Annotated in this window: 21 protein-coding genes; 7 read left to right on the forward strand and 14 right to left on the reverse strand. The window is 63.1% G+C overall.

Annotated elements, in window-relative coordinates:
* Positions 1–34: 34 nt before the first annotated feature.
* Positions 35–628, forward strand: a complete 594-nt coding sequence (locus HOP51_RS07425) for a LysE family translocator (protein WP_234273313.1) — start codon at positions 35–37, stop codon at positions 626–628.
* Positions 629–636: 8 nt separating this feature from the next.
* On the opposite strand, the gene HOP51_RS07430 is transcribed toward HOP51_RS07425, so the two are convergent.
* Positions 637–1,470 carry an AraC family transcriptional regulator gene (locus HOP51_RS07430; protein WP_234273314.1) on the reverse strand — a complete coding sequence of 278 codons (834 nt, stop codon included), beginning with the start codon at positions 1,468–1,470 and terminating at the stop codon, positions 637–639.
* Between the two features lie 217 nt (positions 1,471–1,687).
* The gene (locus HOP51_RS07435; RefSeq protein ID WP_234273315.1) at positions 1,688–2,311 is read right to left on the reverse strand and encodes an FMN-dependent NADH-azoreductase; all 624 of its coding nucleotides are present in this window, start codon (positions 2,309–2,311) and stop codon (positions 1,688–1,690) included.
* A 130-nt stretch (positions 2,312–2,441) separates the two neighbouring features.
* On the opposite strand from HOP51_RS07435, the gene HOP51_RS07440 reads away from it, so the two are divergent.
* Positions 2,442–3,389, forward strand: a complete 948-nt coding sequence (locus HOP51_RS07440; RefSeq protein ID WP_234273316.1) for a LysR family transcriptional regulator — start codon at positions 2,442–2,444, stop codon at positions 3,387–3,389.
* Here the strand turns inward: HOP51_RS07440 and HOP51_RS07445 are convergent.
* Both HOP51_RS07445 and HOP51_RS07450 read right to left on the reverse strand, forming a co-directional pair.
* Positions 3,370–4,719, reverse strand: a complete 1,350-nt coding sequence (locus tag HOP51_RS07445) for a cytochrome P450 (RefSeq protein ID WP_234273317.1) — start codon at positions 4,717–4,719, stop codon at positions 3,370–3,372. The genes HOP51_RS07440 and HOP51_RS07445 overlap by 20 nt on opposite strands.
* A gap of 102 nt (positions 4,720–4,821) precedes the next feature.
* The gene (locus tag HOP51_RS07450; protein ID WP_234273318.1) at positions 4,822–6,537 is read right to left on the reverse strand and encodes a methyl-accepting chemotaxis protein; all 1,716 of its coding nucleotides are present in this window, start codon (positions 6,535–6,537) and stop codon (positions 4,822–4,824) included.
* Positions 6,538–6,746: 209 nt separating this feature from the next.
* On the opposite strand from HOP51_RS07450, the gene HOP51_RS07455 reads away from it, so the two are divergent.
* The 3 genes from HOP51_RS07455 to HOP51_RS07465 all read left to right on the forward strand — a co-directional run bounded on the left by HOP51_RS07455 (position 6,747) and on the right by HOP51_RS07465 (position 9,327).
* Positions 6,747–7,652, forward strand: coding sequence for a cation diffusion facilitator family transporter (locus HOP51_RS07455; protein WP_234273319.1), 906 nt, complete (start codon positions 6,747–6,749; stop codon positions 7,650–7,652).
* Positions 7,653–7,749: 97 nt separating this feature from the next.
* Entirely contained in the window at positions 7,750–8,370 is a 621-nt protein-coding gene (locus HOP51_RS07460; protein ID WP_234273320.1) for an exopolysaccharide biosynthesis protein, read from the forward strand.
* A gap of 9 nt (positions 8,371–8,379) precedes the next feature.
* Positions 8,380–9,327, forward strand: coding sequence for a threonine ammonia-lyase (locus HOP51_RS07465; RefSeq protein WP_234273321.1), 948 nt, complete (start codon positions 8,380–8,382; stop codon positions 9,325–9,327).
* Positions 9,328–9,345: 18 nt separating this feature from the next.
* On the opposite strand, the gene HOP51_RS07470 is transcribed toward HOP51_RS07465, so the two are convergent.
* A complete protein-coding gene (locus HOP51_RS07470) occupies positions 9,346–9,948 on the reverse strand; it encodes a LysE family translocator (RefSeq protein ID WP_234273322.1) in 603 nt (200 codons plus the stop codon).
* A gap of 97 nt (positions 9,949–10,045) precedes the next feature.
* On the opposite strand from HOP51_RS07470, the gene HOP51_RS07475 reads away from it, so the two are divergent.
* The gene (locus HOP51_RS07475) at positions 10,046–11,440 is read left to right on the forward strand and encodes an aminotransferase-like domain-containing protein (RefSeq protein ID WP_234273323.1); all 1,395 of its coding nucleotides are present in this window, start codon (positions 10,046–10,048) and stop codon (positions 11,438–11,440) included.
* A 153-nt stretch (positions 11,441–11,593) separates the two neighbouring features.
* On the opposite strand, the gene HOP51_RS07480 is transcribed toward HOP51_RS07475, so the two are convergent.
* The 9 genes from HOP51_RS07480 to HOP51_RS07520 all read right to left on the reverse strand — a co-directional run bounded on the left by HOP51_RS07480 (position 11,594) and on the right by HOP51_RS07520 (position 19,992).
* Positions 11,594–12,589 carry a substrate-binding domain-containing protein gene (locus tag HOP51_RS07480; protein ID WP_234273324.1) on the reverse strand — a complete coding sequence of 332 codons (996 nt, stop codon included), beginning with the start codon at positions 12,587–12,589 and terminating at the stop codon, positions 11,594–11,596.
* A gap of 96 nt (positions 12,590–12,685) precedes the next feature.
* Positions 12,686–13,213 carry a gluconokinase gene (locus HOP51_RS07485; protein WP_234273325.1) on the reverse strand — a complete coding sequence of 176 codons (528 nt, stop codon included), beginning with the start codon at positions 13,211–13,213 and terminating at the stop codon, positions 12,686–12,688.
* Positions 13,214–13,241: 28 nt separating this feature from the next.
* Positions 13,242–14,525 carry a TRAP transporter large permease gene (locus HOP51_RS07490; RefSeq protein WP_234251018.1) on the reverse strand — a complete coding sequence of 428 codons (1,284 nt, stop codon included), beginning with the start codon at positions 14,523–14,525 and terminating at the stop codon, positions 13,242–13,244.
* Positions 14,526–14,528: 3 nt separating this feature from the next.
* On the reverse strand, positions 14,529–15,119 hold the full coding sequence (locus tag HOP51_RS07495; protein WP_234251017.1) for a TRAP transporter small permease: 591 nt from the start codon (positions 15,117–15,119) through the stop codon (positions 14,529–14,531).
* A gap of 61 nt (positions 15,120–15,180) precedes the next feature.
* Positions 15,181–16,251 (reverse strand): TRAP transporter substrate-binding protein, encoded by a 1,071-nt coding sequence (locus HOP51_RS07500; RefSeq protein WP_234273326.1) that lies wholly within the window; start codon positions 16,249–16,251, stop codon positions 15,181–15,183.
* A 216-nt stretch (positions 16,252–16,467) separates the two neighbouring features.
* Positions 16,468–17,571 (reverse strand): serine hydrolase, encoded by a 1,104-nt coding sequence (locus HOP51_RS07505; RefSeq protein WP_234273327.1) that lies wholly within the window; start codon positions 17,569–17,571, stop codon positions 16,468–16,470.
* Positions 17,568–18,674, reverse strand: a complete 1,107-nt coding sequence (locus HOP51_RS07510) for an acyltransferase family protein (protein WP_234273328.1) — start codon at positions 18,672–18,674, stop codon at positions 17,568–17,570. The genes HOP51_RS07505 and HOP51_RS07510 overlap by 4 nt, the downstream gene beginning before the upstream one ends.
* A gap of 234 nt (positions 18,675–18,908) precedes the next feature.
* Positions 18,909–19,250: a hypothetical protein gene (locus HOP51_RS07515; protein WP_234273329.1), complete on the reverse strand. Its 342-nt coding sequence runs from the start codon at positions 19,248–19,250 to the stop codon at positions 18,909–18,911.
* 91 nt (positions 19,251–19,341) lie between these two features.
* The gene (locus HOP51_RS07520; protein ID WP_234273330.1) at positions 19,342–19,992 is read right to left on the reverse strand and encodes a LysM peptidoglycan-binding domain-containing protein; all 651 of its coding nucleotides are present in this window, start codon (positions 19,990–19,992) and stop codon (positions 19,342–19,344) included.
* A 265-nt stretch (positions 19,993–20,257) separates the two neighbouring features.
* On the opposite strand from HOP51_RS07520, the gene glnH reads away from it, so the two are divergent.
* The gene (gene glnH, locus HOP51_RS07525) at positions 20,258–20,995 is read left to right on the forward strand and encodes a glutamine ABC transporter substrate-binding protein GlnH (protein WP_234273331.1); all 738 of its coding nucleotides are present in this window, start codon (positions 20,258–20,260) and stop codon (positions 20,993–20,995) included.
* The last annotated feature ends 2 nt before the right edge of the window (positions 20,996–20,997 follow it).

A 20,997-nucleotide genomic window follows, 5' to 3' on the forward strand; every position in this document is an offset into this window, starting at 1 on the left:
CAGGCTTGGCTCATTGCTACCCAGGAGGATGACGATGAGCCTTGCCATGATTCTGCCGATGTCGGCGTTTGCCCTTGCGGCTTCGATCTCGCCGGGGCCGGTGAACCTGGTCTGCCTGAGCAGCGGCACGCGCTATCCCCTCTCGCAGGGTTTGGTGTTCGTTACCGGCGCGACGCTGGGCTTCGTGGTGCTGTTCGTGGCCGTGGGGCTGGGGCTCTATTCGGTGCTGGCGGTGGTGCCGGGGCTGGATCGGGCATTGCGCTGGGCCGGTGTGGCGTTTCTGCTCTACCTGAGCTGGCGACTGTTCCGCGACGATGGCCGCTTGACCGAGAGCGAAGCCCGGCGGGCGCCGGGTTTCATGACAGGGGCGCTGATGCAGTGGCTCAACCCCAAGGCGTGGCTGGCATCGGCATCGGGCATCGGTGCCTATACCAGCGGCAGTGATCTGAATCAGGTGTTGCTGTTCGCCGCGCTCTACCTGCCGATCTGCTGGTTGTCGTTGGGTAGCTGGGTCTACGCGGGAGCCTTCCTGCGCCGCTACGTACACAGGCCAGCCGTACTGATGACGGTCAACCGCACGTTGGCGCTGCTGTTGGCCGTTAGCTGTCTCTATCTCCTGCTCGAATAGACGCCGAGTTACTGCTCGAGCGAAGGCTGGCGATATTGCTTCGGCGTGGCAGCCACCAGCCGCTTGAAGGTGCGCTGAAAGTGCGGCTGATCGGAGAAACCGGCGTTCAGCGCTGCCTCAGCGATGGGCGTGCCGTCCTTCAGCTCACGCTGGCCCAGCTGAATGCGACGATTGACCAGGTAGGCGTGAGGCGTGAAGCCGAAGTGCTGCTTGAAGGCGCGAATGAGGTGGCCGGGGCTGTAGCCCGAACGCTCGCACAGATCGTCGAGAGAAATGTCTTGCGTCGCGTTCTCGTCCAGGTAGGCGGCCAGCTCGCGTAGCATGGCCGGTGCCTCGGGCAACGGTTGGGCGGACCGGCCGGCGAGTTCGTGCATAAACGAGGCGAGGTATTCGACCACGGCCGTCTGCTTGTCCAGCAGATCGCGGTTCGAGTCCAGCAGGCATTCCGCCATGTGGCAGTAGCCTTCGTACCACCTGGGCTCGCCAAGCACGGCGGTGGCGATATCCTTCCAGCACGGCGCATCCAACAACCCCGCGTCGAAGCGCAGGCGGGTCAGCCAGGCGGTATCGACATAGAGCATCAGGTAGCCCCAGGGCCGGTCATCAATGGCACTGCAGGCGTGCATCCAGTCGGGATTCATCATGACCAGGGTACCGGCGCTGACGTGATAGCGGTCGCTGCGGTAGCGAAAGGTGCTCTCCCCGGCGGTGATGGCGCCCAGTGACCAGTGGGTATGGCTATGCGGCGCGTAGCAGATCTTGCGGCCGTCCTCGACCTTGCGCAGCTCCACATGGGGCATGCGCGAATCGCGCCAGAACAACGGCTTGGTGGCATCCGACATGGCGGGGCTTCCGAAAGTACCGATGCCTCAAGATAGCGCTCGCCGGGCGGCACTGCCACCATTACCGCGAATTCAGGCCCTACGTCAGCATCAGGCTGAATATCTGCCAGGGGAACAGACGCAGTGATCTACTTGCTTGCGCTCGTTCGTGATGCGTATGGGCAGAACCGAAAGATCAGTCGCAACTCACACCGACACTAGCGCACTGCCCGGCAACTCAGGCGGCCTGCCGTGGTTTGACCGCTTGGGCGATGGCTGCCTGAGCAGAAGCCATGGCGCTTTCCCGTGCTTCATCGCCCATGGCCACACCCTCGGCGCGGATCACTGTGACATCGTCGATACCGATCAAGCTGAACACGGCGCGCAGGTAGCGCTCCTGAAAATCGTTCTCGGCATCGGGCCCCTGCGAGTAGATGCCTCCACGCGATGAGGCAATGATCACCTGCCGCCCGCCGGCCAGCCCCACCGGGCCGTTTTCGGTGTAACGGAAGGTTCTGCCGGCCTGAAGGATACGATCGAGCCAAGCCTTCAGTTGGCTGGGTATGGTGAAGTTGTACATCGGCGCACCGATGACGATGACATCGGCGGAAAGAAATTCTTCCAGCAGGGTCTCGGTGACCTGCGCCTCCTGGTGCTGTAGCCCGTTGCGTTCCTGCTCTGACACTCCCGCACCGGCCATTATCTCGCCGGAGAGGTGACTCGGGGGCGTTGCCACCAGGTCGCGATAGACGGTTTCGAGTGCGGGCAAGCTGCCCTGCAAATGTTCGACGATGCGAGCAGAGAGCTGACGGCTGATGGACTGCTTCTCGAACAGGCCGGAATCCAGGTGCAGTAGTTTCATCGGTTTCTCCTTGAGGCGGTTGGAGGCGCTTAACGCCATGAGCCCACCTTAGGATTCACCCACTCAAGCGACTAGTCGGTTATTATTGAATTCTTAGTTCCAAAAATGGAACAATTATGGCGAGGCGATCATGCAAGACCTCAACGACCTCTTCTACTTTGCTTCGGTGGCAGAGCATGGCAGCTTCACCGCCGCGGCCCATGCCCTGGGCATGCCCAAGTCCACACTGAGCCGTCGCATCAGTCAGTTGGAAGAGCGCCTGGAAGTGCGCCTGCTGCACCGGACCACGCGACGCCTGACATTGACGGATACCGGCCGCGCCTATTTGACTCACTGCCACGACCTGCTGGCGGCGGCGGAAGCGGCCGATGGTGTCATCGAACAAGTTCGGGAAACGCCGCGCGGTCGCGTGGTGATGAGCAGCCCGATTTCGCTATCGCAAACGCTGCTCGCCCGTGCCCTACCCGAGTTCATGCTGCGCTTTCCCCGTGTGGAAGTGGAACTGGACGCCACCAACCGGCGCGTGGATCTCATTGCCGAAGGCGTGGATCTTGCCCTTCGCGTTCGATCGCGGCTGGAGGATTCTTCGCTGGTCTCGCGCCAATTCGCCGTCAGTACTGCCGTATTGGTGGCCAGCCCCGCGTTGGTCGAGCATCTGGGCTCACCGGAGGTGCCAGCCGACCTGGAACGCTTCCCCAGCCTCTCCATGCGCTTCGCCGATGGTCGCCATGTCCTTACCCTGACCGAGCCAGGCGGCACGAGCCAGACCGTTTCCCTGACACCCAGGTTCGTGACCGACGACATGCAGGCCCTGCAAGAAGCCGCCATTGCCGGCATCGGCCTCGTGTTGCTACCAAGCTTCGTCTGTCGCGAAGCCGTGGCCACCGGCGAGTTGCAAGTATTGTTGCCGCACTGGCAATTGCCTGATGGCCAGGTTCATGCGGTGTATCCCTACCGGCGCGGCCTACGCCCCGCGGTGCGCCAACTCATCGATTTCCTGGCGCAGCGGCTGCCAAGCCTGGCCGAGGAGATGGGTATCTCGCATCCGGGGCAGGCACTCAATACGCCTTGCTCTTGAATTCCAGGTCGTAGTTGTTGAGCAGCGGTGGCATCGGCTTGCTGCTGAGCAGTCGAGTCGGCGGGTTCAGTTGGTATTCCCGCCCTTTCAGCAGTCGGGCCAGCATGTGGCTGGTGACGAGCAGCACTACGCGCCGCCCGGGGCAAATGCCGGTACCACCACTGAACGGGATCATCGGCCAATTGCCGGCTTCGCCCGGCTGCAGCCACAGGTCGGGGTCGAAGCGGTTGGCGTCGTCCAGGTGGCGATCGTCGCGGTGAAAATAGGGAGCGAGCATGAGTATGGAGGTTTCCGCCGGCATTACGCCGTTCTCCCACTTCGTCTCCTCGGTGGTCTGGCGCAGCACCATTGGCGTGGTGGGCCACAGTCGCAGCGATTCGAGTACGCAGGCGCGCAGGTAGTCGAGTGTGGGAGCGCGCTCCAGGTCGTTCCCGGCGATCTCGTCCTGGGCCCGATCGGCGTGGGTGGGGTGCGCGGCCAACAGTGCCAAGGCACGGAGGGTGGCCATGCCCGCCGGGTCGAAGGCGAACAGGTATTGCGGTACCTGATGCTCCGGCTTGGTATCTTCATTGAGAGGCATGCGGGAAATCTCACCAGCCAGACTGCCCGCCTCCCCACGCTTCAGATAGGTGCAGAGCCGTTCATGGAAGGTGTCTCGCAGGTGATCGTGACCAGGGTGGAAGAAGGCCCAGTTGGCGGCGGAGCGCAGCTTGGTCAGCATATCGGACAGTCCCCGGTCGTCGCGAGCGGTATCGCCCAGCACCACTCTACGTACCACCCGGCTCCAGGCCGAATCGAACATGTCCCAGTCCAGCTTGCCGTCGTGCCTGTCGACATGGTCGAGCAGCTCGCAGGCCTCCTCCTCCACCACCTTGGCGAATCGCGCACCCAAGCCGTGCACCGGGCATTCGCTCTGTAGCACTTGTTCATTGAAGCGCCGCCGCTCGGCGCGCTCGGGCCCATGAGAAACCAGCGCCATATCAGGCTCGAAGTGCTCCAGCGCCTTTCGCTTTGCCCACTCGGCGGTGGCGAACGGCTCAGGCGTCTCGTTCAGTACCCGGTTGGCGTGATCGGGGTCGAGGATCAGCGCCATTGGCCTGCTGTCGGGGGTGTTGAGCATCAACGGGCCGGGGCCGTACTTCTCGTTGAGCTGCTGAAGGCGGCGAATAGCGCGCTGGTCGAGGCCGAGCTTCTCCGCCATGCTCACCGCCTTGGGCCGACGCACGATTACACCCTTGGCGATATTGGGAACGAAGACATCCCCCATCACGGCAAGCGTTTCACCGACGGTCGCCGTGGGTAATGCGTGATGAACCGAATCCCTAGTCATGTTGCACTCCTTTCAGACCGACTGCCTAAATGGCAGTCTAGTCGGGTGAGCGCCGGTCCATCACCGTAACCCGTTGATTATGACAATTCTTTACACCCGCTATTAGAACTCGCTCCAGTCGCTCTCCGCCGCAGAACGTTGGCGGACGCTGGCCGGCTTTGGATCGCTCAGCTTGACCAACTGGTGCTTTTCGCGCTCGTTTTCCCTTCCGTCGACTTGCGCCTCACGCGGGACGGCGCCCTGGCGCCCGGCTCCCGTGACGGCTGGAGCGGTGTGTTCTCCGACCCGGAAAGTAGCGATCAAGGCGGCGAGGCGGCTGGCCTGATCCTCAAGCGAGGCAGCAGCTGCACTGGTCTGTTGCACTAGGGAGGCGTTCTGTTGGGTCACCGAATCCATCTCGGTCAGCGCAGCATTGATCTGTTCGATGCCGCTATTCTGCTCCCGCGTGGCGGTGGAGATCTCGGCCATCAGCGCACTCACCTGGCGGATCGAGGCAACGGTTTCATCGATGGTCTCACCGCTGCGCTCGGCCTGCTCGGCACCGCTGGTAATGCGCGAAGTGGTGTCCTCGATCAGGCTGCGAATTTCCTTGGCCGACTCCGCACTGCGGCTGGCAAGGGAGCGAACCTCGTTTGCCACCACCGCGAAACCGCGGCCCTGCTCGCCGGCCCGCGCCGCCTCCACCGAGGCGTTCAGTGCCAGGATATTGGTCTGGAAAGCGATGGAGTCGATCACACCGATGATGTCGTCGATGCGCTTGGCACTCTCGGCGATCTCGCGCATCAGCAGGACGGTACGCTCGACTTCCTGGCCACCGGCCTCGGCGGTTTGCGAGGCGGAGGCGGAAAGCCGATCGGCTTCGATGGCCGTGTCGGTGTTCTTGCTGACCGTGGAAGCCATTTCCTCCATGCTGGAAGCTGTCTGCTGCAGGGCGGAGGCCTGCTCTTCGGTACGCGAGGAGAGGTCCTGGCTCCCCGAGGCGATTTCTCCGGCTCCGGTGAATACGTTCTCGCTGCTGTCACGCAGCGATACCACCAGCGTCTTGAGCTTCTCCTGCATACGTCCCAAGGCGCTGTAGAGCTGGCCGATCTCGTTGCGACCGCGATCCTCGATGCGTGCGGTGAGATCGCCATCGGCGATGCGCTCGAAATGCGCAATGGCTTCCCGTAGCGGTGTCACCACCACACGCATCATGGCAATGCGAATGGCCAACGCTGCCGCCAGGGCCAGGACGAGCAGACCGATGGCGACCATGCCGATCCGGTCGTCCAGCGTTTCCACCTCGGCAATGGCAGCGGCGCCACGTTGTTCACTGTATTCGATGAAGGCCTCCATGGCATCGTCGAGCTGCGCGCCCAGCTCGGCCAGCCCCTCCTGCTGACGCTGCACCTGGAACGGTGCCGCCTCCAGCAGCGGCACCAGGCCTTCGTTGACATAAGCCTCGTAGGCTTCGGTAATGGCCGCGACATAGGGCGCCCGGGTACCGGCGGAGTCGATCGGAATCTGGCGGAACTCAGCAAAGCGTTCCTGCGCCGTCTCCACCGCGGCTATCGCCAGCTCCTGGTTCTCACGGCCAAGATCGGGATTGCCCTGGGTACTGTGGGCAGCATAGCGATCAAGGAAGGTCTGGGCTCGCAGCACGTTGACCTGGGCACGGTTGGCCAGATTGGAGAGTTGCACGTTGGTTTCCGCCAGCTCGTGCAGCGCAGCTTCGCTGGTGGCGCTGGAATAGAAGCCCAGGCCGCTGATCAGACCAATCATCAAGACCAGCGTGGCCAAGGCGGCCGTCAGGCTCCACTTGACAGAGAGATGTTTCATCGAACCGCCCCCATGTGTAACGATTCCTTGAATGAAAAGACCTATGCTCTTCATCGGCGGAAAAGTCATATGGTTTAGCCGGATTAGCCAATTTCTACTTTTATCTAACAATCGCTCTCCTTCTCGTAACGTCGAGCCCTATCGCTTCCCCTCCTCCAATCGATACCGCTCGGCTACCATGTTGGGTTTTCCGTTCCGAGGTTCACGCCATGCAAGCCTCTCTCGAGCAACGCGCACTCAAGATATCCATCGTCGTTACCCTGCTGGTCTCGAGCCTGGGGGTGAGCTTCGGCTTGATGGCCGGTTCCCAGTCGATCCTGTTCGACGGCGTGTTCTCCACCATCGATGCCGCCATGTCGGCACTGGCCCTGCTGGTGGCACGCCTCGCCGTGCGCGAAGCCAGCCATCGCTTCCAGCACGGCTACTGGCATCTGGAGCCGCTGGTCGCCGCGCTCAACGGCAGCATCCTGATGCTGCTGTGCTTCTACGCCTTCCTCAATGCGCTGCAGGGACTCATGGAGGGTGGCCAGCCGTTGGCCTTCGACGTGGCCATCGCCTATGCCGTGGTGGTGGCTACGCTGTGCTACGCCATGGTCTTCTACCAACGGCGCATCAACCGCCGGGCACAATCCGAATTCGTGCGCATCGACATGCAGGGCTGGCTGATGGCGGCACTCATTACTACCTCGCTGCTGGTCGCCTTCGTCATCGGCCTGCTGCTACAGGGTAGCCAGTGGGAGCATCTGACCCGTTATATCGACTCATTGCTGCTGGTATTGCTCACGGCCTGCTTCATGCCGGTGCCGGTGGGTATCGTGCGGCGTGCGCTGCGCGAGATCCTGCTGATTGCCCCCAGCGACATCGATAGCGAAGTCCACGCGGCCATGGCACCGGTGATGCAGCGCGAGGGGCTGCTCGACTACTTCAGTCACGTGGCCAAGGCAGGGCGCGGCCACTATATCGAGATCCATATCGTCACCACACCGGAGTTTGCCACCGAGCGGGGTATCGCCGTGCTCGATGAAATCCGCGAAGAGATCGCCGCAAAGCTGAGCCCGCCACCGGAGCGTCGCTGGTTCACGGTAGCCTTCACCGCCGACCCGCGCTGGGCATAGCCCAGCCTCATCGCCTGGGACATGGCCCGGCGCATAATGGCTATGCTGGTGTCAGTGGTAGATGTCTCGCAAAGGAACGAGAGAACGAGGAGAAAGGATGCAAGCCTCACGCGACAACCAAGCGGACGATTCCAATACGGAGCCGCATAACCTGGTCGAACTGATGCACGCCATCGAGTCGATCAACACGCCTTCAGGCCGGATTCGCTTCGACGAGGTACTCGATGCCATCGGTCGGCGTGCCTTTGGCCCGCTGCTGTTGCTGGCAGGTCTGGTCACGTTGATGCCCATCGTCAGTGGCATTCCCGGCGTGCCGACCTTGATGGCGCTGTTTACCCTGCTTGTCTGCGTTCAGTTGCTGGTCGGACGGCGCACCTTCTGGCTGCCAGGCTGGCTGCGCAATCGCACGCTGCCCAGCGACAAGGTCCACACTGGCTTGAAGTGGATGTACAAGCCGGCCAAGTGGGTCGATCGCCTGCTGCACCCACGCATCACCTTCATGACCGGCCGCCAGGGCGTCCGCCTGACCGCCCTGGCGTGTTTCACCCTGGCCCTGGCCATGCCGCCCATGGAACTGGTGCCGCTCACGGTCAACATCGCCGGTGTTGCGCTGACGCTCTTCGGCTTGGCGATCATGGCTCGCGATGGCCTGCTGTCGATCCTTGCCTTTCTCCTCACCGGTCTCAGCCTGTTCGTCATTCTCTACAACCTGCTGTAGGAGACCGCCATGCTCCCGCTCGAACGCCTGCAGGAAGCCCAGCGCCTGATCGCCGATACGCTACTTCCCGCTCCCATGCTCCTCGATCATGTGCTGTCGGAGCGGCTCGGCAGGCAGGTGTGGCTCAAGGGAGAACTGTTTCAGCGCACCGGCTCGTTCAAGCCACGTGGCGGCCTGCATTGGGTTCGTACCGCCAGCCGGCAGGAGCTGGCCGGCGGGCTGGGAGCGGTGTCGGCGGGCAACCACGCCCTGGGGCTAGCCTGGGCAGCAGGCCAGGCCGGCATACCGGTCACCATCGTGATGCCGGAAAATGCCAGTCAATTCAAGGTGGAAGGCAGTCGCGAACTGGGCGCCGAGGTGATCCTGCACGGTGACATCAACGAGGCCTGGGAGCTGATGCACCGGCTGGTGAATGAACGCGGGCTGACCCTGGTCCACCCCTACGACGACGAGCGCATCATCGCCGGCCAGGGCACGGTGGGGCTCGAGATACTCGAACAGGCTCCGGAGGCCACTGCCATTCTCTGCCCGGTGGGTGGCGGCGGGCTGATCGCCGGCATCGGTTCGGCTACCGCCGCGCTGCGACCTGGCCTGGCGCTGTTCGGCGTGGAGCCGAGCGGCGCGGCCAGCATGGCCCAAGCCTGGGCTCAGGGCGAACCCTCGCGGCTGGAAAAGGTCGCGACCTGTGCCAAGAGCCTGGGGGCGGCCATCGTCGGTGAGCATACTTACCCCATATGCCGTGAAACCGTACGGGCGCTGGTACAGGTAGACGATGCGGCCATCGCTCGAGCCATGCACCATCTGCTCTACCAGACCAAGCTGATGGCCGAGCCGGGCGCCGCAGTGGGTGTGGCCGCCTTGCTGGAGCAAACCGTCACGCTGCCGGCATCAGGCGATGTCGTGGTAGTGATCACCGGCGGCAACATGAGCCGGGAGGAACTGGCGCCATTCCTTTGACGCCAGCCAGGCCCGGGTTCAGCCGAGGATGAAGATGACGCAGGCTGCGGTCAGCCCACCCATCGTCCAGTTGAAGATCCGCCAGGCGCGTGGCGTGTCGAGCCACTGTCCAAGCGCCATGCCGAACCCCGCCCATACGGCAATGCAGGGCAGTGCCACCAGTTCGGCAAAACCCGCAAGGAGCAATGCGTTGACCACGGTATCGCCGCCCTGGGGCAGGAAGCCCGCCATCAGCGCCAGCCCCATCACCCACGCCTTGGGATTGGCAAACTGGAAGGCCGCCGCCTGCCAGAAGCTGAGGGGACGCCCCTCGCCCTTGTGACGTAGATCGGGCGGCGGCGCGGTGGCGATCTTCCAGGCCAGGTACAACAGGTAGGCACTACCGATCACGCGTAGGGTCATCTGTACGGCGGGATAGCGCTCGAAGATCAGCCCCAACCCCAGGGCGATGCCCGAGAACAGCAGGAAGCAGCCACCCAAGATGCCGAACATGTGCGGCAAGGTGCGCATGAAGCCGTAGTTGGCCCCCGAGGCCGTGAGCATCATGTTGTTGGGCCCGGGGGTGATGGTCATCGAGATCATGTAGAGGGCCGCCGGCCCGAGGAATGCCAGAGCTTCCATGTCATTGAACCCATACAATTATGCTATTTGATTGGAAAGTGCGCACAATTATTAGCATAATGACGCTACATATTCCGTCAAAGGTTTTATTGTCACCATGACAATATGGGTTCCACAGCTCGCTGACGACGGCGTTCGCTACCGCGCCATCGCCGAGTCCATCGCGCTGGCCATTCAATCCGGCGAACTCGCCGCAGGGCAGAAACTGCCGCCGCAACGCCAGTTGGCCGACCGCCTTGGCGTCACGGTGGGTACCGTAACCCGCGCCTATGCCGAAGCCGAGCGCCAAGGCTGGGTCAGTGCCCGGGTCGGCAGCGGCACCTACGTGCGCAGCAGCGAGGGCTCGTCAAAACAGGAATTCCTCGCCAGCCGGCCGCTAGAAGACGGCACCATCGATCTCAGCCTGAGCCTGCCGCCACCGCATCCGATGCGTGCCGCCAGCCTGGGGCGTGTGCTGCACGAAATAGCCGACGAGGCGGCAGTGTTGCAGCGCGCCGTGGAATACCAGCCGGATCGTGGCGTACCCGCACATCGGGAACAGTTGGCCGCCTGGATGATCCGCCTCGGCATGCCCGCCGAATCCGAGTCGCTGCTGGTCACCCAGGGAGGCCAGCACGGCATCAGCCTGGCCCTACAGGCACTGACAAGACCGGGCGAGCGTATCGCCGCCGACGTGCTCACCTATCCCGGCCTGCTCACCGCCGCCAGCCAGGTACATCTCAAACCGCTGGGTGTACCGATGGACGATCAGGGCATGGACATGGATGCCCTGGCCCGGCTCTGCGCACAGCAGCCACCGCGGCTGGTTTATGTCACACCGGACCAGAACAACCCGACCGGTACGCCGCTGAGCGAGGCCCGGCGCGAGCGCCTGGCGGCCCTGGCACGCCAGCATGATTTCTGGATCGTCGAGGATGGCGTGCAGCACCTGCCCGAGCCGGAACGCGGCACGCCGATCTATCGCCTGGCGCCCGAGCGTACCCTGTTCATCTTCAGTACCTCCAAGGTACTGGCCGGCGGATTGCGCATCGGCACCCTGCTCGCCCCGCCGGCGGTGCGCGAGCGGCTAGGCACGGCACTGCGCGCCCAGAGCTGGATGGCACCGCCGCTGATGGTCGAGGCGGTGTGTCGCTGGGTCGCCAGCGAAGAGAGCGACGTCCTGCTCGAATGGCTGTTCGAAGAGCTGGGCGAGCGCCAGCGCATGGCCCGGGAACGACTGTCCGGCTATGCCGTGAGCGGCCGCCCTCATGGCAACAACCTGTGGCTGCCACTGCCGGAGGGGCTGCGCAGCGCCGTGTTCGTCGAGGCGCTGGCCCAACGCAACGTGCTGGTGAGCAGCGCCGAGCCCTTCTGCGTTGGCAGCGAACCCGCGCCCCAGGCGTTGCGGCTGTGCCTCAGCGCAGCGCCATCCCGCAGCGTTCTTGCTCAGGCACTGGATACGCTGGCCGAACTGCTCGCCGAGCCCCCGGCCGCACCCTGGCAAACTTTGTAGCGATTGCTCTGCTAGCGCACCACGCCAGTGGCGAAGGCAAGCGCTTGCGTGTGGTACGTGTGGATGTCCACCTGACCCGTCTCGATACCATATCGGAGGGGCAGCCCAAGCTCATCGTCGAAGAGAGTATGTGAACGAGGGCATGTGAACTCGCTAAAGGGTCATCCCCGGCTCGATACGGTAGCCCAGGTCGATGGCACGGTCCTGGGTCGTCTGCCCCTGTATGCGCGCCAGCAGCTCCCTGGCCGATCGCTCGCCGATCGCTTGCCGCGGGGTGACGACGCTGGCCAGGCGAGGGGTCATCACCTGCCCCATGTCGTGGCCGTGGAAGCCGGCAATGCCTATCTGCTCAGGCACCCGAATGCCGCGCCGCAGGCACTCGAAGTAAGCACCAACCGCCACGTCGTCGTTGGTGCAGAAGATGCCATCGGTCTCGGGATGCTCCTGCAGGATCTCGCCCAGTAGTGCCGCGCCCACGGTATAGGAGGAGCGCTGGCTGCGCTGCAAGGTCAGCGGTGGCAAGCCATGCTCCTCCATGGCCTTGCGATAACCCTGCTCGCGCTGCAGGGTGCGAGGGTCGAGTCGTACGGCGAGATAGACGATTCGACGCCGGTCATGGCGAATCATCTCACTGACCATGTCGTAGGCGGCCTGCACGTTGTCGTAGCCCACCGCCTGATGCAGCGGCGGGGTCAGCACATCCATGATCTCGACGGTAGGGATGCCGGCAGTCTCGAGCATGCGACAGGTGCGTGCCGTATGGTGGCTGTCGGAAAGGATCACGCCGTCCACGTTATAGGAGAGCAGTGAGGCCAGGCTGCGCTCCTCGAGTTCGGCACTATAGCCGTAGTGAGAGAGCATGAGGTGATAGCCGAGCGGCTCGGTGACCTTCTCGATACCCACCAGAACGTCGGCGAACACCTGGTTGGTCAACGACGGCACCAGCAGGCCGATGGAGTGGCTGGTGGCGCGCGAAAGCAGATCGGGAGCGCGGTTGGGAATGTAGCCGACCTGCTCCGCCACGGCGAAAATGCGTTTGCGCAATCCTTCCGATACCGTCGAAGGATCGCGCAGGCAGCGACTGACGGTCATCTTGGTCGCCCCGACCCGGTCGGCGATGTCCTGGAGTGTCGGTCGTTTCTTCTTCACGGTGCCCCACTGGCAGTTGGTGGTCCTGGCGCATGCCGATGGCGCCCGCCGGCATGATAGCGAAGTCGCACCACGCCTGCCGTCGCTTGCACCCGATCAGTCGCGGCGCCGGCGACACTCGGGCTTCGCCTGCAAAAAGGCCGTCACGATGGCGTCGGGAGTGGCGGCGATGTTGCTCACTACCGCCTCCAGCGCATCGGGGGCCTCGAGATCGTGAAGCTGGCTGTCCAGCATTGCCTCACCGCGAAAGAAGTGCTCCTCCCGGGCGATCAGGCGCTGGCGCAGCTGCTCGCGCTCCCCGTCGAGAAACAGAAAGATGAGCTCGGGGTCGCCGCGCCTCAGGAGCTCGCGGTAGGGCCGCTTGAGCGCGGAGCAGGCCAGCACCAGCGGGGCATCGCGCCGCCGATGGTCGCCGATCAACCCGGCCAGCGTCTCCAGCCACTCGCGACGGTCCTCGTCACCGAGTGGAATGCCATTGGCCATCTTGTCGATGCTGGCCGGCGAATGGTAATCGTCGCCGTCGATGAACGTGACGCCGAGGCGGCTGGCGAGCAAGGCGCCGATACACGACTTGCCCGACCCCGACACCCCCATCACCACGATGCGGCATGAGGTTGTTTTCACGACACCTCCCGGTTGTCAGTTGCCGCACTCAGTTTCCACGGACTGCAGCCATATCGGGCAGCCAGGTCACGATCCCGGGGAAGGCGATCAACACTAGCAGCACCACCAGCAACGCCGCATAGTAAGGCAGCATCGCCCTGACCAGTTGCTCCATGCTGACCCGGCCGACGCCGCAGCCGACGTAGAGACAGGTGCCGACGGGTGGTGTCAGCAGGCCGATGCCGAGGATGAAAGACATCAGCACGCCAAAGTAGACCGGGTCGACCCCCACCGAGGTGACGATCGGGGTCAGCATCGGCGCCATGATCACCATCGCCGGCGTCAGGTCCATCACGAAGCCCACCAGGAGCAGCAGGCCGGCCACGATCAGCAGCAGCAGGAACGGCTCCTGGGTGATCGCTTGCACCTGGCGCACCAGGGTCTGCGGCACCATGTTGATGGTCAGGAACCAGGCAATGACGGTGGCGAAGGCCAGCAGCAGCAGCACCATGCCGGTCAACCTGGCAGTGCGGATCAGCATTCCCCACAGTTCCCGCGGATGAAACTCGCGATAGACCGCCAGCGAAATGAACAGCGAAAAGAGCAATGCCGCCACGGCCGCCTCGGTGGCGGTGAAGACACCGCCGAGAATGCCGCCGACCACGATCACCGGCAGCACCAGCGCCAGCCACGCCGCCTTGAAGGCTTGCCACAGGCGGCCCAGTTCGAAGCGCCGGGTCTGCCCGGCATGCTCGATGCTGGCCATGATGAAAGTGGTCACCATCAGCGCGAAGCCGATCAGCAAGCCCGGCACTATCCCGGCGATGAACAGGCGGCTGATCGAGGTCTCGGTGACGATGCCGAACAGGATCAGCGGTATCGAGGGCGGGATGATGATGCCGATCACCGAGGAGACGGTGTTGATCGCCGTGGCGTGCGGGGCGGAATAGCCCTGCTGCTTCATTGGCGGAATCATCATCGAGCCGGTGGCGGCGGTATCGGCCACCGCCGAACCGCTGATGCCGCCGAAGAACATCGAGCCGGTGATCGCTACCTGACCGAGCCCGCCGCGCATGAAACCGACCAGCGCGCCGGCCAGATCCATCAGGCGGCGGGCGATACCGCCATGGCTCATCACCTCACCCACCAGGATGAAGAAGGGAATGGCCAGCAGCGGAAAATTGTTGACCCCGCGAATCGACTGCTCGATCAGGATCGACAGCGGAATGTCAGAAAGGATGGCCATGACCACGGCGGCAATGCCGAGGCCGAAAGCGATCGGCAACCCGATGGCGATGGAGGCGAACAGGATACCCAGGAAGATCCACAACATGGCTCAGTCTCCTGCCGTTCGGTGGGCGTGTGCCGGATCGCGGATTAGGCGCAGGCACTGCCAGGCCCGCCATAGCGACACCGCCACGATGAACAGCGAGCAGAGTACCAGCGAGACGTTGATCAGGTTCCAGGGCACGCCAAGGATGGCGGTGCGTCCGGTGGAGCGGGACATCACCAAGTAGCCGCCCCACACCATGATGCCCATCAGCGTGGCGATGATCAGGTGCTGCAGCAGATAGAGCAGATAGGCGGCCCGCGGCTTGAGCCGGCGCACCAGGAAATCCACGGCGATGTGCTCGTAGCGGGCGAAGGCGGCCGCCGCACCGACGAAGATCAGCCAGATGAACAGCATGCGCGCCAGTTCATCGGCCCAGGGCAGCGAGCGGTTGAACAGTGAACGGCCTAGCACGTTGGCCGACACCGAGACGACCAGTGCCACCAGGATGGCCGCGATCAGGTGTTCCATGAGACGGGTCAGCCAGCGGAAGACCGCAGGGCCGCGATGCCCTTCGGTGTCGAGCTCGAGCGGCTCGCGCCTGGGATCTTCCAGGTAGATGCTGGCCTCGTCAGGCAGTTGGGTGGGCGAAGTCATGCAGGGCTCCGTGCAGGGCAGGGGAAGCCCCCCTGCCCTGCCAAGTCAGACGGATGGAGGATTACTGGTTGGATTCGACGATGGACTGGATCTCGGCGATCAGGTCCTCGCCGATGCGCGGCGCCCAACGGTCGTACACCGGCTGAACGGCTTCCTGGAAGGCGGCGATCTGCTCGTCGTTGAGACGGGTGACCTGCATACCGCGCTCCTCGAGCTGCTCACGCGACCAATCGTCGTACTCGGTGGCCAGTTGGATCTCGTACTCGGCCGACTGACGCGCCGCCTCCTGCACCAGCTCCTGGTACTCAGGCGCCAGGCGATCCCAGGTACGCTCGGAAATCATCATGATGAACGGCGTATAGACATGGCGTGTCTCGGAGCCGTAATCCTGCACCTCATGGAAATTGGAGGTCAGGATGGTGCTCCAGGGGTTTTCCTGGCCGTCGACCACCCCCTGCTCCATGGCCGAGAACAGCTCACCGAAGGCCATTGGTGTGGGGTTGGCGCCGAGGGTCTCCCAGATCGACAGGTGGACCGGGTTCTCCATGGTGCGCACGGTCAGGCCGCGCACGTCGAGGCCGGCCACGTCTTCCGGCGACTCCACCGGCCGTGCGCTGTTGGTGAGCTGGCGATAGCCGTTCTCGGAGAAGGTCAGCGCCTTCAGGCCGGTACCTTCGAAGCCGTCGAGCATGCGCTGGGCGGTATCGCTCTGCATCACCGCGATGGCCGCTTCACGCGTCGGCAGCAGGAAGGGCAGGTCGAATACCGCCAGTTCCTGCACGTAGGTGGTCGCCGGCGACGAGGAGGGATAGGTCATGTCCAGCGAGCCGGTCTGGAGCATCTCCATCATCTGCACGTCATCGCCCAGTTGGCTGTTGGGGAAGACATTGACGGAGATACGCCCTTCGCTGCGCTGATCGAGAATATCGGCGAAGTACTGCACGGAAAGATACTGCGGCGAACTCTCGGCCAGGCCGATACCCATGCGCAGGGTATGGCTGCCGTGGTCACCCACCACATCGCCCTCGATGGCAGGCGGGTCGGAGAGATCGGGGCTCTGGGCGTAAGCGATACCCAGGGACAGGGTGGCGGCACCGGCTAGCGTGAGGGTATTGCGCCAGATGGTGGTCATGGCGGACTCCAGTCGATTTATCGTTGTGAGTTGGCACGTCTCATCTTTCCCGGAAGCTTGCACGACTCCCGAGGCGTCGAATGTCGGCATGACTTGTTACCGGTAACATTCGATGTTATGAAGGCTAGGCCAGTCGCTTCGGGGCTGTCAATGTAAAACCAGTTAACAGCGCCTAGACGTTGGTCGTAAAGTGCGGCCAGTGAGCATGCTTATCGCTCACCCTTCGAAAGCCCCCGCCTCCCATACAGCCCGCCCCACTGCCGCCAGTATCTGCTCGTTGCGGGCCAGGCTGAGTTCGCCTCGGGCGCAGGCAACGATGATGACGCGGTGGGCGTCGTTACCCTGCCCCTGGGTGGTAATGCCGGCATCGCAGGCAAGCCGATGCTGGGTGCCGGTCTTGTGGGCTAGATGGACGTTGCGCCCCAACCCGGCCTTGAGCCGGCGCTCACCGCTGGTGGTACGGGTCAGGATTGCCAATAGCTCGGCGGTGCCTTCGGGCCCTAGCGCCCTACCCTGAGCCAACGCCTCGAGCAGATCACCGAAAGCGTCGAGCCGGCCGCTGTTGAGGTCGGTGGCATAGTAAAGGCGGAAAGCCGCATCAATGCTCGGCAGCAGCAGCTCCTGCGGGGCGAGACCCAGGCGTTGGCGCAGCCACGCCACTCGGGCGGCGTCGTCCTGGCGCTTGCGCAGCTCGATGAAGTCCATGCCATTCAGCTCGAAGGCGCTCGGGTGCAGGTTGGCAAAAGCATGGCGGCGTACATCCACCAAGGTGGTGATCGGCCCCAGCCCACCTGCGCGAGTGAGCTGGCGAGCCCGGCGGTTGACGCTTTCCAGCCCCAGGTGACGTATCAGCATGTCGCTTGCCGTGTTGTCGCTGACGATCAGCATCGATTCCAGCAACTGACGCAGCGACAAGGCACTGCCCGGTGGCGCCCAGTTGGTGGAGCCGGCACCGTCGACATAGTCGCTGCGCAACAGGGTCAGGCGATCCTCGAGTGACATCTCGCCCGCCTCGACACGGCTCATCAGTTCTATCGCTACGGGTAGCTTGACCAGCGAGGCCAAGTACCAGCGTTCACCATCGCGCCAACCCAGGCGCGCCCCCGTATCGAGGTCCCGCACGTGCACCCCAAGCTCACCATCAAAGCCAGCTTCGAGCAGTGCCAGCCTCGCTTTCAGACGATCGGCCCAGGGCGGCTCGACCCAGGCGTCAACCTGCTCCGCCCAACCGGGCTGCGCCGCGGCCAGCGACGGCAGCGCCATGGCCAGTATCAACAGCGCTTGGACGAGCCCCTTACGCCAGAGCCCTTCTTTCCTCATCGACTCCACTCCCTGTACCAGCGCACCAGGGCAATCCAGCCCGCAGTGAGAAGAATCAGTGCCAGACCGATTCCCAATACCTGGGGATAGCTGTAGACCTGCCAGGCGCCCAGCAGCAAGCGGAAGATCAGGAAGATCACCACGATATGAAAGATGAAGGCACGCAGGGCATCGTTACCGATCACGGTAAGAGGCTTGAGCCATCTTGCCGCACGGCTACCGCCCAGCAGGCACAGTGCCATGATCACCAGTGCTCCGCCGGTACTGAACAGCATGAAGGGTACCTCGGGGGGATGCTTGCCGACGTTCCAGGCCACGGCCATCAACGCCGCATACCAATCGGGCAGCGAAAGCACCACGAAGCCCAGCAGAAACAGCGCTCCCAATCCGGCCAGGCCTGCCAACAGTCGACGGCGAGTGGCGATTTCGCCGTACCAGCGCAGAATGGCCTCGCCGACCAGTAGACCCAGCATCACCAGCGGCAGGCGCGACAGTTGGCCCCAGGTATAGTGATCGGCATCTTCCACCAAGAGCGCCTTGAGGATTACGCTGTCCCAGAAGTGGAAGTGGCGTTCGAGCATCACCGAGATCACGCCCACCGCCACCGGAGCCAGCAACCGCGACCACAGCGGCATGCGACACCACAGCGGCAGCACCCAGGGCAGCCACAGCAGCGCCAGCGCATAGAAGCCAAGAATCTCGACCCAGATGGCGAAGCGCTGGTAGAGCAGCGTGTCGAGTATGTCCTGGGGCGTGAAGAGCGGCAGCATTTCGACGATGGTCAGCGCCTTGTACCAGAACATCACCTCGAGCCCCCGCAGCATCAGCTTGAGCCGTCGCCTGGGCCAGTCGGGCGTGCCGACCTTGGGCAGGAAGGCCACCGCCAGGGCAATACCGAACACCAGGATGAACAGCGAGGAAGAGAATTTGGTGATGAGATGGATCGGTACCATGCCCCAATCCGGCACCTGACGAATACCCAGCAGCCCACTGACCGCATGGCTGAGAATCATCAGGGCAATGGCGATACCCCGGGCCAGGTCGATGGCATCGATTCTGGTCGACAATGGCGGCAGCTGTGGCCGCTGGGTGAACCCGATCATGCGGCTCCCTCGCTGAGTCAATCGCTTCCCTAGGCCTTCTACGAAAAGTCGTCGAGCGCAGGCCAGACAAGGCAAAAATCGGCGACAAATCGTCAGGATTGACGATTTGGGCAGCTCCGCTGCTCGTAGAGCGAGCGACAAGGATGTCGCGAGTCCAAAGCGGAGTTTACGCTGCGTAAATGAGTAATTTGAGCCGATTTTTAACGCCGTATGGGCAAGCGCAGACACTTTTCGCTAAGGATTCTTGAACGGCTCGACGCTCTCCAGCGTCATACGCCGCCCCTTCGTGGAAGAGTACTCGAAAACACCAACGACTCGCACCGTTTCACCCAGATGAGGGGCGATACGCTCGTGGGGAAATATCTCCACGCGATTCAGATCTTCGTCCTCGATCCAGTAATGCAGCGGATCCTCGAAATGCCGCTCCCATCCCTGTGTCGCCACACGCGAGCCATCGAGCTGCTCGGCTTGGTTGACGAGCACCGCCAAGGATGCCTGGCGGACTTCTTCCCCACGATCCGAGCAAGCCGTGAGCGCGAGCAGGGCGAGCACGACCATTCCCCATCGACGTATCAATTCCACTCCTTACCTGCCTGACCGCCCTTGAGCGGTCTTTCAGTTGGTTAGCGCCTACCGCCGTTTGCGTGAGACGGCGGTAGGCAAGGCTTCAGCGAGGAATCACCAGGGTCAGACCAGGCCAGACCAGATCAGGATTGGGCAGCACGTGCCGATTGGCCTCGTGTATCTCTTCCCAGCGTTGGCGGTTGCCGTAGAAGCGTCCCGCTATGGCGGCCAGGGTGTCGCCTCGCTGCACCCGGTAGAGGTTGGCATCCTGTGCCCGGGCCACCAGCCGCTGCTCACGCTCGAGCTCGGCGATCAGTTCGTCGATGCTCTCTTCCAGCGCCGCATCGCGACCGCCGGCACGCATCAGTTCCGCTCGTGAGGATCGAATCGCTCCCAATGTAACGCTGGCTGACCGCAGCGCGCCATCGAGGTCCAGCTCACCTCCCTCTTCAGCTGGCAAGCGTGCCCGTAACGCGCTCAGTTCACGCTGGGCATTACGCAGCTCACGCTCGCGTGCCACCAACTCCTCACGCAGTGCCGCAGCGTCCTGGCCGACCGCTTCAGCCTCTTCACTCGGCTCGGTACCGGTCTGCTCGGCCTGATCTGCTGCAGTTGCCTCAGGCTCGCCCTCGTCATTCTGCTGGGCCCAGCTGGCCGCACTCATGGAGATCGCCAGCAACCCAGCCGCCAGCAAGTAAGGAAAGGGCGAGAGCCGCGTGCAACGCTCTCGCAACGGAGTAAGCATTTCGCTCATGACGCAACCTCTTCGCTGTTGTTATGTCGCCGGGCCGACGCCCGCCAGAGCCATCGACCGCCAAGAGAAGCCGGGCCAGCATAAAACTCGCCCAAGGGAACAGTATGGTCAGAACGGCACACTCATGCCCGCTTGCTAATCAACGCAAGGCATAGATGCAAATTTATTGAGCATTAGATATTTTTGTGCAAATATATTTGCATCGAGAGTTCAGCACCTCCTTCTCGATCTTTGCTCAACAACAAATACCTCACGAGGAAGTTCGATGAAAACGCAAATACTCTGTGCCGCCATGGGGGCCAGCCTCGCCCTTGCCTCTACTGCCTTTGCCGACAAGCTGATCGTCGCTACAGACACCGCCTTCGTTCCCTTCGAATTCATGCAGGATGGCAAGTACGTCGGGTTCGACATCGACATGTGGAGAGCCATCGCCGAGGAGAACGGCTGGGAATACGAGCTACGACCGATGGATTTCTCTGGCATCATACCGGCCCTCCAGACCAATCAGGTCGACGTGGCACTGGCCGGAATCACCATCCGCCCGGATCGCCAGGAAGTGATCGATTTCTCCGACGGCTATTACGACAGCGGCTTCACTCTGATGGTCCCGGTGGAGAGCGAGATAGAAAGTACCGGCGATCTGGCCGGACGCACCCTAGCGCTGCGCATGGGAACCTCAGCGGCCGATTACGCTCAGGAGCATTTCACCGAGACCGAACTGAGGTTGCTGCCCAATATCGACAACGCCTACCTGGAGCTGCGCACCGGTCGCGTCGATGCCGCCATGCACGATACCCCCAACGTGCTCTACTACATCGCCACCGCAGGAGACGGCCAAGTGAAAGCCGTCGGGGAGCAGATGATGGCTCATGAGTACGGCATCGGTTTCCCCAAGGGCAGCCCTCTGGTGGAAGACGTCAATGCCACCCTGGCCGCCATGCGTGAGGACGGTCGCTACGACGAGATCTACGAGACCTGGTTCGGCACCCGTCCCGGCCAATGAGT

Origin of the sequence: Billgrantia zhangzhouensis, assembly GCF_021404465.1 — a bacterium.
Lineage (GTDB): Bacteria > Pseudomonadota > Gammaproteobacteria > Pseudomonadales > Halomonadaceae > Halomonas > Halomonas zhangzhouensis.

Coding starts and splice junctions, on each gene's coding strand:
- HOP51_RS07460 (WP_234273320.1), top strand. CDS start 7,750: ATGCAAGCCTCACGCGACAACCAAGCGGACGATTCCAATACGGAGCCG.
- HOP51_RS07475 (WP_234273323.1), top strand. CDS start 10,046: ATGACAATATGGGTTCCACAGCTCGCTGACGACGGCGTTCGCTACCGC.
- HOP51_RS07470 (WP_234273322.1), bottom strand. CDS start 9,948: ATGGAAGCTCTGGCATTCCTCGGGCCGGCGGCCCTCTACATGATCTCG.
- HOP51_RS07495 (WP_234251017.1), bottom strand. CDS start 15,119: ATGACTTCGCCCACCCAACTGCCTGACGAGGCCAGCATCTACCTGGAA.
- HOP51_RS07440 (WP_234273316.1), top strand. CDS start 2,442: ATGCAAGACCTCAACGACCTCTTCTACTTTGCTTCGGTGGCAGAGCAT.
- HOP51_RS07520 (WP_234273330.1), bottom strand. CDS start 19,992: ATGAGCGAAATGCTTACTCCGTTGCGAGAGCGTTGCACGCGGCTCTCG.
- HOP51_RS07450 (WP_234273318.1), bottom strand. CDS start 6,537: ATGAAACATCTCTCTGTCAAGTGGAGCCTGACGGCCGCCTTGGCCACG.
- glnH (WP_234273331.1), top strand. CDS start 20,258: ATGAAAACGCAAATACTCTGTGCCGCCATGGGGGCCAGCCTCGCCCTT.
- HOP51_RS07435 (WP_234273315.1), bottom strand. CDS start 2,311: ATGAAACTACTGCACCTGGATTCCGGCCTGTTCGAGAAGCAGTCCATC.
- HOP51_RS07500 (WP_234273326.1), bottom strand. CDS start 16,251: ATGACCACCATCTGGCGCAATACCCTCACGCTAGCCGGTGCCGCCACC.
- HOP51_RS07455 (WP_234273319.1), top strand. CDS start 6,747: ATGCAAGCCTCTCTCGAGCAACGCGCACTCAAGATATCCATCGTCGTT.
- HOP51_RS07430 (WP_234273314.1), bottom strand. CDS start 1,470: ATGTCGGATGCCACCAAGCCGTTGTTCTGGCGCGATTCGCGCATGCCC.
- HOP51_RS07445 (WP_234273317.1), bottom strand. CDS start 4,719: ATGACTAGGGATTCGGTTCATCACGCATTACCCACGGCGACCGTCGGT.
- HOP51_RS07505 (WP_234273327.1), bottom strand. CDS start 17,571: ATGAGGAAAGAAGGGCTCTGGCGTAAGGGGCTCGTCCAAGCGCTGTTG.
- HOP51_RS07425 (WP_234273313.1), top strand. CDS start 35: ATGAGCCTTGCCATGATTCTGCCGATGTCGGCGTTTGCCCTTGCGGCT.
- HOP51_RS07510 (WP_234273328.1), bottom strand. CDS start 18,674: ATGATCGGGTTCACCCAGCGGCCACAGCTGCCGCCATTGTCGACCAGA.
- HOP51_RS07465 (WP_234273321.1), top strand. CDS start 8,380: ATGCTCCCGCTCGAACGCCTGCAGGAAGCCCAGCGCCTGATCGCCGAT.
- HOP51_RS07490 (WP_234251018.1), bottom strand. CDS start 14,525: ATGTTGTGGATCTTCCTGGGTATCCTGTTCGCCTCCATCGCCATCGGG.